The 11323-nt window shown below is 72.7% G+C and carries 11 protein-coding genes; 4 read left to right on the top strand and 7 right to left on the bottom strand.

Annotated elements, in window-relative coordinates; translation table 11 throughout:
- Nucleotides 1-25: 25 nt before the first annotated feature.
- Nucleotides 26-997, bottom strand: a complete 972-nt coding sequence (locus ACFC1F_RS40480) for a globin domain-containing protein (protein WP_376166440.1) — start codon at nt 995-997, stop codon at nt 26-28.
- Nucleotides 998-1172: 175 nt separating this feature from the next.
- On the bottom strand, nt 1173-2153 hold the full coding sequence (locus ACFC1F_RS40475) for a helix-turn-helix domain-containing protein (protein ID WP_376166438.1): 981 nt from the start codon (nt 2151-2153) through the stop codon (nt 1173-1175).
- A 190-nt stretch (nt 2154-2343) separates the two neighbouring features.
- Here ACFC1F_RS40475 and ACFC1F_RS40470 point away from each other — a divergent pair, with 190 nt between their 5' ends.
- A complete protein-coding gene (locus ACFC1F_RS40470) occupies nt 2344-3384 on the top strand; it encodes an NAD(P)-dependent alcohol dehydrogenase (protein ID WP_376166445.1) in 1041 nt (346 codons plus the stop codon).
- A gap of 338 nt (nt 3385-3722) precedes the next feature.
- On the opposite strand, the gene ACFC1F_RS40465 is transcribed toward ACFC1F_RS40470, so the two are convergent.
- The 3 genes from ACFC1F_RS40465 to ACFC1F_RS40455 all read right to left on the bottom strand — a co-directional run bounded on the left by ACFC1F_RS40465 (nt 3723) and on the right by ACFC1F_RS40455 (nt 5782).
- Entirely contained in the window at nt 3723-4145 is a 423-nt protein-coding gene (locus ACFC1F_RS40465) for a DUF6114 domain-containing protein (protein ID WP_376166436.1), read from the bottom strand.
- Nucleotides 4146-4216: 71 nt separating this feature from the next.
- Nucleotides 4217-4864, bottom strand: a complete 648-nt coding sequence (locus ACFC1F_RS40460; protein ID WP_376166434.1) for a DUF6230 family protein — start codon at nt 4862-4864, stop codon at nt 4217-4219.
- Between the two features lie 135 nt (nt 4865-4999).
- Nucleotides 5000-5782 carry a TetR/AcrR family transcriptional regulator gene (locus tag ACFC1F_RS40455; protein ID WP_376166432.1) on the bottom strand — a complete coding sequence of 261 codons (783 nt, stop codon included), beginning with the start codon at nt 5780-5782 and terminating at the stop codon, nt 5000-5002.
- A 417-nt stretch (nt 5783-6199) separates the two neighbouring features.
- Here ACFC1F_RS40455 and ACFC1F_RS40450 point away from each other — a divergent pair, with 417 nt between their 5' ends.
- From ACFC1F_RS40450 to ACFC1F_RS40440, 3 genes are all read left to right on the top strand, one after another.
- Nucleotides 6200-6874: a Tat pathway signal sequence domain protein gene (locus tag ACFC1F_RS40450; protein ID WP_376166430.1), complete on the top strand. Its 675-nt coding sequence runs from the start codon at nt 6200-6202 to the stop codon at nt 6872-6874.
- A 334-nt stretch (nt 6875-7208) separates the two neighbouring features.
- Complete coding sequence (locus ACFC1F_RS40445; RefSeq protein ID WP_376166444.1) at nt 7209-8081, top strand: AAA family ATPase; 873 nt, start codon at nt 7209-7211, stop codon at nt 8079-8081.
- A 197-nt stretch (nt 8082-8278) separates the two neighbouring features.
- Entirely contained in the window at nt 8279-9652 is a 1374-nt protein-coding gene (locus ACFC1F_RS40440; protein WP_376166442.1) for a VWA domain-containing protein, read from the top strand.
- 159 nt (nt 9653-9811) lie between these two features.
- Here the strand turns inward: ACFC1F_RS40440 and ACFC1F_RS40435 are convergent, their stop codons facing one another.
- Nucleotides 9812-10777 (bottom strand): serine/threonine-protein kinase, encoded by a 966-nt coding sequence (locus ACFC1F_RS40435; protein WP_376166429.1) that lies wholly within the window; start codon nt 10775-10777, stop codon nt 9812-9814.
- Nucleotides 10774-11280, bottom strand: coding sequence for an ATP-binding cassette domain-containing protein (locus tag ACFC1F_RS40430; protein WP_376166427.1), 507 nt, complete (start codon nt 11278-11280; stop codon nt 10774-10776). Before ACFC1F_RS40430 ends, ACFC1F_RS40435 begins: the two co-directional genes overlap by 4 nt.
- Nucleotides 11281-11323 lie beyond the last annotated feature (43 nt).

The raw sequence follows: 11323 nt of genomic DNA, 5'->3' as shown, positions 1-11323 counted from the left end.
CCCCCCGCCCCCCCCCCCCGCCCCCTCAGCGCCAGGGCGCCGGGGCGTGGGCCGCCAGCTGAAGCTCGCGGCCACCGCCCTCGGGAGCCGGCGTGCCGCGCGGCGGGCCCAGGCGGAGCCGGTCGCCGACGGCGGTGTGCTCGACCAGGGCCTCGTCGACTCCGCCCGCGCCCGCGCCCGTGCCGCGGACGTGGAACTCCAGCTCGTTGTCCGCGCGCGGCACGCGGCTCATCGGGTACTGCCGCCAGGAGTGCGGCAGCAGCGGGTGCTCGACCGTGCCGTACTGGCCGGCCCGGTACGGGTACGGCTCGCCGGTGCGCACCCTCAGCACCGCGAGGTCGGGGCGGCGGCGCTCGTGACCGACCACCACGGCGTGCCAGTACGGGGGTTCGGTGAGCGCGGACTCGGCGCCCGCCACCATCGCCCCGACGGCGAAGCGCAGCATCCGCACCCAGGCCGCCTCCAGCTCCTCCGTCCACCGGGAGCCGGCGCGGTACCGGAGCGCCTCGCAGAGCGCCTCCTCGAAGGCCTCGTAGTGGACCGGCCGGACGCCCAGCTTGCGGTGGTCGCGGCCGAGCCGGGCGAGCGTGTCGGCGAGCTCGTCGGTCCGGTGGAGGTGTTCGATCACATGGGTGAACATCCGCTCCAGGTGGGCCTGTTGGAACTCCATCGAGGAGGGGAAGAGGCCGCGCAGGAAGGGCCGGCGCCGGAACATGGAGTCGTAGAGGTGGTCGATGAGGTCCGCGAACGGGGCGACCGGGCCGAGGTTGTCCAGGATCAACCGCTGGTCGGCGACGCCGTCGTAGGGCATGCCGTCGTGGGGCGCACCGCCATGGGGAAGAGCGGCTCGGGGCGTTCCGGCTTGCGCCGCCCCGGCCGACGGCGGCGACGACTGCGACAACTGCGACGACGGGGCAAGGATCTGGCGACGCAGGAGCATGGCGTGGTGGCGTGCGATCAACTGGTCGTACTCGGTGGCGGTGCTGACGATCTCCATGATCGAAAGCCTAACCAGCCGTCAGATTGCCTCTGTTCAGCGTGAGTTCACCCAGCCGAAGGGACTTCTGCCGATTCCGGGCAGGGGTGGGCCCTGACCGCCGCAGGTCCATTACACGGCCGGGCGGAAGGGCCGGGGTAGGGCCGGTGGTCCCGGCGGGAGCGGGACCACCGGACTAACGGGACGCCTCCGGAGAGGACTTCCGGCCCGTCGACGCGGCGCCAGGCCCACCCGTGGACGGGTCGCCCGACAGATCGCCCGACACCTCGACCACCCTGTCGGCCTCCCGCCCGACCTCCCCGTCCCCCGACGGGCCGGTCGCCGCCCAACTGGCCAGCAACCGCAGCGACTCGGCCGAGGTGGAGCCGGGATCGGCGTGGTACGTCACCAGCACCAGGTCGGGCTCACCCGCCGGGCGCAGCGTCTCGTAGCGCAGGGTGAGCCGGCCGACCACCGGGTGGTGCAGTTCCTTGGTGCCGTGGCCCTTGTCGCGGATGTCGTGGGCGGCCCAGAGACGGCGGAAGTCGGCGCTCTTGAGGGAGAGTTCACCGATCAGCGAGGCCAGTCGGGGGTCGTCGGGGTCGCGCCCGGCGTCCAGCCGCAGGATCCCGACGACGTCCGTGGCCTTGCCCTCCCAGTCGTCGTACAGCTCGCGCGCGGCGGGGTCGAGGAAGACGTGCCAGGCCATGTTGCACTGCTCCGGCGGCATCGCCGAGTAGTCGCCGAGCAGGGCGTTGCCGAGCCGGTTCCAGCCGATGATGTCCAGCCGCCGCCCGAGTACGTAGGCGGGCACGCCCTCCATCGCGTCGAGCAGCTGCTGCAGCGCCGGCCGGACCTGCTGCGGGCGGCTGGACGCGGCGCGCCCCGTCCGGCGCCGGGCGGGCTTGGTGATCCGCTGGAGGTGCTCGCGCTCGGCCTGGGTGAGCCGCAGGGCGCGGGCGATCGAGTCCAGCACGGCGACGGAGACGGACTCCCCGTGGCCCTGTTCGAGCCGGATGTAGTAGGCCGTGCTCACGCCCGCCAGCTGCGCCAACTCCTCCCGTCGCAGTCCGGGGACGCGGCGGCGGGTGCCGTGGTCGGGCAGGCCGACGTCCTCGGGGCGCAGCCGGGCCCGCCGCGACCGGAGGAATTCGCTGAGTTCGGTGCGCTGGTCCATGCGGCCCAGTATGAGGGTGAGCCTGCCAGTCGTACGTTGGCCGTGCGTACGACAAGCTCTGATCTGGTTGCCCGGACCGGGTCGGCGCAGGCTGAAGCACATGACGAACACGACGGACACGACGAACGCCGGAACGAGCACCACGAGCACCAAGGGCACCACGAGCACCACGGACACCGCACAGCCGCGGATGGTCTCCGCGTACGCCGCCCCGGCCCCGAAGGCGCCGCTGGAGAAGACCACCGTCGCGCGCCGGGCCGTGGGCGAGCACGACATCCTGATCGACGTCCGCTTCGCGGGCATCTGCCACTCCGACATCCACCAGGTCAGCGAGGACTGGGGCGACGGCATCTTCCCGATGGTGCCGGGCCACGAGATCGCCGGCGTGGTCGCCGAGGTCGGCCCGGGTGTGACCCGCTGGGCAGTCGGGGACCGGGTCGGCGTCGGCTGCTTCGTCGACTCCTGCCGGGAGTGCGACAACTGCCTGGCCGGGCTCCAGCAGTACTGCTCCGGCACCCCGGGCGCCGTCTTCACCTACAACGGCGTGGGCCGCGACGGCGAGCCGACGTACGGTGGCTACTCCTCGCAGCTGGTGGTGGACGAGGGGTACGCACTGCGCATCCCGGACGCACTGCCGCTGGACGTCGCCGCGCCGCTGCTCTGCGCCGGCATCACGCTGTACTCGCCGCTCACCCACTGGGGCGCGGGCCCGGGCAAGAAGGTCGCGATCGTGGGCCTCGGCGGGCTCGGGCACATGGGCGTGAAGATCGCGCACGCCAAGGGCGCCGAGGTCACCGTGCTCAGCCAGTCGCTGCGCAAGCGGGAGGACGGTCTGCGGCTCGGCGCTGACCACTACCGCGCCACCTCCGACCCGGCCACCTTCACCGAGCTGGCCGGCAGCTTCGACCTGATCGTCAACACCGTCTCGGCCGACCTCGACCTGAGCGCCTACCTCGGCCTCCTGCGCACCGGCGGCACACTGGTCCAGGTCGGGGCGCCGGAGAAGCCCGTCAGCGTGAACGCCCACGCACTGCTGGTCGGCCGCAAGTCGCTGTCCGGCTCGATGATCGGCGGCCTCCCGGAGACCCAGGAGATGCTGGACTTCTGCGCCGCCCACGGCATCGGCGCCGAGATCGAACTGATCAACGCCGACCAGATCAACGAGGCCTACGAGCGGGTTCTGTCCAGCGACGTCCGCTACCGCTTCGTCATCGACACCTCGACGATCTGAGCACTGCGAGCAGCCCCTTCCTCCTACAGGAAGGGGCTGTCCGCTCTCGCCCCCGCGCGCCTGACTGCCGATACGGAAGTCCCCTGTCGCCTGAGACCCGGAGGGCCGATGGAGAGCGCCAGATCAATGGCCACGGAATGCTTCGCCGCGCATTTCCACCATGACGGCATCCCTTTTCCGACCATCTGATCGTCGCCAGCCGCAGCCGACTGGAACACGGGACGTCGGACCTGGATTTCCGGAACGCCACTTGAGCGATGAGGTCAGTTCACGGCGCCCCGCCCCCGGTGCTCTCCCATCACCGGGGGTGGGGCGCCGCGTCTTTGGGTGGAGCCGGGTCAGGCTTCGGCCGGGCCGGGTGCCTTGGTGGCTGGTGAGCGGCGGAGCCGGCGGCGGCGTGGGGGCTGGTCGGGGAGCCAGCCGAAGGTGAGGCAGGCGCCCAGGACTCCGATGATCATGCCGACCAGGAAGCCGCCCAGGTTGGAGGTGATCCAGCTGGCCAGCGAGCTGAGGACGGCGAGGACGGAGTAGAACAGCCGTTGGGCGGGGTTGAGCAGGATCAGCACGCCGCAGACCGTCATCACGACCGGTACCAGGTAGCCGGCCAGACCCTGCATCCCGATGTGCAGGACGACGGGCAGCGGGGCCCGCAGGGTGAAGAGGATCTCCGCGCCGCCCAGCAGCACCAGCACACCGCCCCAGAACGGCCGCCGGCCCCGCCAGCCTCGCCAGCCCCCGGATGCGGGCGTTGCGTCAGGCACCGCGGGCCGGCCCGGTGCGCCGGCCTGTTCGGGTGCCCCGTCGGCGTCGGGTACGGGATCGGCGGCCACCGTCAGCAGCCCTCCGAGCTGAAGCTCAGCCGCAGGTTGGGCAGCTTGAACGCCCCTGCGGTGGTGGCGTAGTTGTGCTGCCGCAGGTTCTTGATGGTGACGGTGTCGGCCTGTTGCCCGAACACGCCCGGCAAGCCCTTCACGCCCGCCTTGGTGTAGGTGCTGGCGTCGCCGCCGATCTCGATGTTCTTGAACGACGCGTCGCCGGAGAGCAGGTCCGAGTCGGTGGTGAGGTCGGTGGCGGTGACGGGGGTGCCGCCGTCGCCGGCCCTGATCAGCAGGTTGATGCCGCCGAGGTCGACGCTCTGGCAGAGTTTGGTCAGCTCGGCCTGCTTGATCGCCGAGACGGCGACCAGTACCTGGCCGCCGGTGTCGCCGGCGTTCGGGCTGCCGTCGATCATGTGGTCCAGGCTGCCGAACTGCTCGAAGCCGACGCCGTCCAGACTGTCGGCGGTGACGGTGAACGGCATCCCGGAGATGGCGAACTGGGCGGCGAGCACGCCCTGCGCCGTGAGGGTCATCAGGACGGCACCGACGGCGACGGCGGGAACGGCCATCAGCGCGGTGCGCCGAAGCCGGACCCTCCCTCTCGTTCCGGCGGGTGTCCCGGTGGTTTCGGCTGTGGGGGCGGCGTCCTCGGACGTGGCCATGTGTGCTCCCTCGGGTGGTGGGATGTGCAGGCACTGGCACGTTGCCCTGGCGCGGACAGCGTTCTGCGGCCCGGCCGGTGGGCCGCCCCTTGGCAGCGGGGCGGGCCGGTCGGACCGCAGTCGGTAACTGGAAAGCTACTGCCCGGTATCCGGCGGGTCAATACGGGTGCACGAAGGATCACTCACGGGCATTTCTGACGCACCGTCACCCGGCTGTGGCGAAGCCGAGAGCCGGCGGACCGCCTCTGCCGGACCGAGGAACGGCGCCAGGCAGAAGAGGCTCAACGCCGGTAGCAGATCTGGAAGTTGCTCGGTCCGCCCGGCGTCCACCGCGCGGTGCAGAGTGCGATAGACGCCGCCGACCACCGCGTCCACCAGCACCTCCCCCTCTACACCGCCGGGGGATTCGGGCACCTCGGCGAAGAACGCCCGGAAGCGGCTGAGGAGTTGGGTGATCTCATGGCGCCCGGCCGGGCCCACCGCCTCGATCTCGATGACCGCCATGGTGGCGAACGCCGGCACGCCCGCCAGCAGGCCGAGCAGCGCACGCAGGGCCTCGCGGATTCCGGTGCACCAGTCGGGCGCCGCTGCGAACGCCGCCGCCATCCGCCGCATCACCACCCCGGTGCCGTACCGGTGAGCAGCGAGGAAGGCGTCCTCCTTGCCGCTGAACAGCTCGTAGAAGACCGGCCTGGTCACGCCCGCCGCGCGGCAGATGTCGCTCACCGTGGCGTGCTGGTACCCGTGTTGCGCCACGGTGTGGACCAGGCCGTCGAGCAGCCGCTCGCGCTGGGTGGCCGCGACCACCCCGGGCGGCAGCCGGCTCGGGCCGCGCTTGATGGAGCGGGCCGGGTCACGGCCGGTGCGCGCGCCCGGCAACAGCAGCGCCTCGGCGCCTTGGAGGGCATCCCGGTTCATCGCCAACTCCTGTGCTCTGTATTGACATTGACGCAAGGGCTGGTTTACAACACTCGCAGGTTTCCCACTCGCGGCATCAGCCGCCGGGGGCCTTCACGCGTTCCGACTGTTCAGTATGGCGAACGCATGCGCCGGTGGCAGCCGTCGGCATGCACCCCACGCACTCCCTGCACCTCCTCGCCGTACGGGCGGGCCCGTGGCGCCGGACCCGCCGCACCACCGGACGCACCTTCCCCCACAGTGCACCGCCGGCGTGCCGGCACGCGCCACCACGCATCACCACGCGCCGCCCGGCACCCACTCCGCCGCGCCCGCCGCGGCACCCCTGCGTCACCCGCCGCGCGTAGCACCACGCGTACCACCGCGCGACTTCCGCAGGCTCCCCCACCCAGAACTCCGCACGGAGAGAGGCACCCCATGCGCATCCGCCGCACCCTCGGCGCCGCGGCACTCGCCGCCATCGCCCTGGCCACCGCCGCCGTCACCCCCGCCCAGGCCGCCGGTCCCGCCGTACTGACCTACGGCGGCCTCGGCGCCGCCGGCACCGACGTCGCCGTCGGCGACGTCCTGACCGCCAACCTGGCCTCCGGCAGCTACGCGACCTTCTACTCCAGCGCGACCGGGACGAGCGGCATCAAGTGTGCCGTCTCCTCCTTCTCCGCCACCGTCACCGGCAACCCGGCCGCGCCGGGCGTGGCCACGGAGCAGCTCAACAGCCACACCTTCGGTTCCTGCACCGCCAACGTCATCGGCGTCATCTCCGTGCAGAGCATCACGGTCAACAACCTGCCCTACACCAACTCGGTGAGCGACGCCGCGGGCAACCCCGTCACTCTCAGCCCGACCGCCGGCCCGCTTCAGACCACGGTGGTGCTGAACACCATCCTCGGCCCCACGACCTGCGTCTACCGTGCGCCCGGGAACATCTCCGGCACGACCAACAACACCGGGCAGACCATCGGGTTCGCCTCCCAGGCGTTCGCCAAGGTCTCCGGCCCCAGCACCTGCTTCGCCACCGGCTACTTCTCCGCCACCTACGGGCCGGTCGTCGACAGCTCGGTCGCGGGCAGCCCGCACATCTACGTCAACTGACGCCCGGCTCCGCCCGCTGACGTCCGACCGGCAGAAGTGAACCGGCCGACGTGAGCCGGCGGAGCAGCGGTCGGCCGGACCGATGGACGGTCCGGAGAACGGACGGCCGGAACAGCGAGCGGCGTGCGGCACCCTTGGTGGCGCACGCCGCCTTCCCCGTTCCCGGGTGACGGCAACGGTGAGCCCGAGCCTCCGCACCCCTGCAACCCCGCGACCCCGCTACCCTGCGACCCTGCGGCCCCGCGACCGCCCGACCCGGGACAGCGAAGTGACCGGCCGGTAGGGTGCGGAGCACAGACGCACCGGGCAGGGCTATCGACGGGGAGTGGAGCACATGGGCGGCGACGGCACCGGGTTCTTCGAGTCGGCGGCGGACGCCAAGGCCAGGCTCGCCGAGGTTGGATACCTGGCCTCCACCGCGGTGGCCACCACCGTCTTCCTCGCCGACCGGCTGGGCAAGCCGCTGCTGGTCGAGGGCCCGGCCGGGGTCGGCAAGACCGAACTGGCCAAGGCCGTGGCCGAGATCGGCCGGGCGCGGCTGGTCCGGCTCCAGTGCTACGAGGGCATCGACGAGGCCCGCGCGCTCTACGAGTGGAACCACGCCAAGCAGCTCCTGCGGATCACCGCCGGCCGGGACGAGGGCTGGGACCAGGCCCGCACCGACATCTTCGGCGAGGAGTTCCTGCTCACCCGCCCGCTCCTGACCGCCATCCGCGGCGACGAGCCGACCGTGCTGCTGATCGACGAGATGGACAAGGCCGACGTCGAGGTGGAGGCGCTGCTCCTGGAGGTACTGAGCGACTTCCAGGTCACCGTCCCGGAACTGGGCACCATCGCGGCCACCCGGCGGCCTTTCGTCCTGCTCACCTCCAACGCCACCCGCGAGCTGTCCGAGGCGCTGCGCCGCCGCTGCCTCTTCCTCCATCTCGACTACCCGGCGGCCGAGTTGGAGCGCCGGATCGTCCGCATGAAGGTCCCCGGCCTGGACGCCACGCTGGCCGAGTCCCTGGTACGGGTGGTCGGCGCGCTGCGGGCGATGGAGCTGCGCAAGGCACCGTCGGTGGCCGAGACCATCGACTGGGCCCGCACCCTGCTCGCACTCGGCGCGGACACCCTGGACGAGGCCGTCGTCCGCGACACCCTCGGGGTGATCCTCAAGCACCAGGACGACATCCTGAAGGCCACCCGGAAGCTCACCCTGGCATGAGTGTTCCGGCAGAACCGGACAGGTCCGGAACGACTGCGACCCGAACGGCTGCAACGGGTGCAGTCGCAGCCGAGGCAAGCACGGCCGTGGCAGGTACAGCCGGCGCCGGTACAACCGGAGCAGATACCGCCGGAGCAGGTACAGCCGGCGCCGGTGAGGCCCCCGGTACGGCCGACCTCGCCGCCCGGCTCACCGGCATGGTCCGGGCACTGCGCGGCCACGGGCTGCGGATCGGGCCGGCCGAGACGGTGGACGCGGCCGCCGTGGCCGACGTCCTCGGCCTCGCCGACCGGGAGCAGCTGCGGGCCGGCCTGGCCGCCGCGCTGCTCCGCTCCGAAGGCCAGCGCGGCGTCTACGACGCGACGTTCGACCTGTACTTCCCGGCCGGCGTCGGCGCCCCCGAGGCCGCCCGGGACGGCTCCGCGGAGGGCGACGAGGCCACCCCGGAGGCCGTCCGGGAGGACCTGCGGGAGCGGCTCGCCGCTGCACTGGCCGCCGACGACCGGGCCGCCCAGGCCCGCCTGGCCGGCGAGGCGGTGGCCGCGTTCGGCCGGTACGGCGTCGGCTCGGCCCCCGGCTCGGACGGGTGGTCCGCCCACCAGACGCTCGGCCGGCTCGCGCCCGAGACCCTGCTGGCCCGCGTCCTGGCGGCGCTGCGCGACGGCCCCGCCCCCGACACCCCGGCGGACGTCTCCGACCGCCTCCTGGCCGACGAGATCCGCCGGCGCATCCAGGGCTTCCGCGCCATGGTCGGCACCGAGGCCCGCCGCCGGGTCGCCGAACTGCGCGGCACCGAGCGGATCGCCGAACGCGCCGTCGCCCCCAGTGCCGACCGGATCGACTTCCTCGCGGCCGGCCGTGACCAGCTCGCCGAACTGCGCCGCACCGTGCACCCGTTGGCACGGAAGCTGGCCACCCGGCTGGCCGCGCGGCGGCGCCGGGCCGCCCGCGGCGAGATCGACCTGCGCCGCACCCTGCGCCGTTCTCTCTCCACCGGCGGCGTGCCGCTGCGCCCGGCGTACCGGCTGCGCCGACCGGCCCGGCCGGAGATCGTGCTGCTCTGTGACATCTCCGGTTCGGTGGCCGGCTTCGCCGACTTCACGATGCTGCTGGTGCAGGCGATGAGCGACCAGTTCAGCAAGGTGAGGGTGTTCGCCTTCGTCAACCGCACCGCCGAGGTGACCGGGCTGCTGGCCAAGGACGGCGGCGCCGATCCGGCCGTACTCGCCCGCCGCATCCTCACCGAGGCCAAGGTGATGGGCCACCACGGCAACAGCGACTATGGCTCGGCCCTCGGCGAGTTCGCCGAGCACCACCTGGACGCGGTCGGCCCGCGCACCAGCGTGCTGGTGCTCGGCGACGCCCGCAACAACCACCGGGACCCGAACGTCCCCGCGCTGCGCCTGATCGCCTCGCGGGCCCGACGGGTGTACTGGCTCAACCCGGAACAGCCCTCGCTCTGGGGCTCCGGCGACTCCGCGGCACTCGCGTACGCGGAGGCGGTGGAGATGCACTCCTGCCGCAACGCCCGCCGGCTCGGCGAGCTGATCACCCGGCTGCTGCCGGTCTGACGTGCCGCCGGGCTGCTGCGCCACCGTGCCGCCCGGCCGCCATGGGCGTCGCGGCGTCGCGGTCCCACAGCGGCGCGATCCCACGGCAGCGCGGCGTCGCGGCGTCGCGGCCGAACGACACAACAACACAACGGCAGCAGCCGTGCCGGCTGCGCCGCATCAGGCCGCCGGCTCCCTGACGGCGCGCTGTTGCTGCGGCAGCTGGGCATCGAGGGCCGCGGTCAGTGCCCGGACCGTCGGCCGGGCGTCCGGGTCGGGCCGGAGGCAGGCATCGATCGCTGCGGCGAGGCCGTGGGGCAGCCGCCGACGCGTCGCGACCGGGGGCGCCGCCGCCTCAAGTTGCGGGTACCAGAAGTCCGCGTCGGCGTCATCCTCGCCGTCCACGCCGTCCACGCCGTCCACGCCGTCCGCGTCGTACGAGCCGTACGCGTCGTACGGGCCGTCGGAGTCGTAGCCACCCTCGACGGTCTCCCCCGGGTCGAAGGGGACGTCGCCGGTGGCGGCCTCGTACAACGTGGTGCCGATGCCCCAGACGTCCGCGGCCGGGGTGAGCGCACCGCCGCGGGCCTGCTCCGGGGCGAGGTAGCAGAAGGTGCCGACCCCGGCGCGGCCCGGCCCCGGCGGGCGGGCGATGCTCAGGTCGAGGACCTTGGCGCGGCGGCAGTCGATCACGACGTTGGAGGGCTTCAGATCGAGGTGCAGCAGGCCCTGGCCGTGCAGGTAGTGGACGGCCGAGCACAGGTGCAGGCCGAGTTGGGCCAGGTCGTCGGCGGCCAGGCGGTGGCGGCGGCGCTCGATGACGTGGGCGAGCGTCTCACCGGTGAGGGTCTCCAGCACCACGAACGGCTCCGGTGACTCGACCGTCTCGTAGGCACGGACCAGGTGCGGGTGGGTGAACGCCTGGAGCCAGCGGCCTTCCTGCAGCAGGCGCTCGCGCAGCCGCCGGTCATGGCGCCGGTCCGGTCGCAGGACCTTCACCACGCACCGGCAGTCCCGCTCCTCGCTCCACGCGTCGTAGAGGTCCAGCCAGCCGGTGCGGCAGAGGTGCGCAAGTACCTGGTATCCCGGTGCGACGATCGTTCCGGCCTCCAGCGGCGGCAGGTCCGGCGCCTTGGTCCGGCTCATGTCCTCGCCTCCCATCGTGCGGTGGCGGCCTCACCCGCCGTGCCGTGCCCGTCGACGCCCGCTCGGTGCAGCACCTCCACCGCGTGGTCCGGCAGACCGTGCATCCGGTTCAGTCGCGCGTAGGCGGCACTGCGCGCGAGCAGTGTGTCGTGGGTGCCGCAGTCGGCGACCCGGCCGCCCTGGAGCAGCACGATCCGGTCGGCGTTGCGGACGGTGAGCAGGTTGTGGGAGATGATGATCGTCGTCCGGCCGGTCATCAGCAGCTGAAGCGGTTCGAGGATCCGCAGACCCGACTCGGCGTCCAGGCCGGCGGTCGGTTCGTCGAGGATGAGGACGGGTGCGTCCCTCACCATCGCGCGGGCGATCGCCAGTCGCTGGCGCTGCCCGCCGGAGAGCAGTCTGCCCTGCTGGCCGACCACTGTGTCGTAGCCGTCCGGCAGCCGGATGACGAACTCGTGCGCGTCGGCGGCCCCGCCCGCACGGCCCAGAGGAACACCAGCCACTACCAGGCGCACCCGGAGGCTCAAGAGAAGCGCAAATAATAAG

Origin of the sequence: Kitasatospora sp. NPDC056181 (assembly GCF_042266225.1) — a bacterium.
GTDB lineage: Bacteria > Actinomycetota > Actinomycetes > Streptomycetales > Streptomycetaceae > Kitasatospora.
Note: the sequence above shows the minus strand (reverse complement) of the source record. Positions and strands in the feature narration are given on the sequence as shown.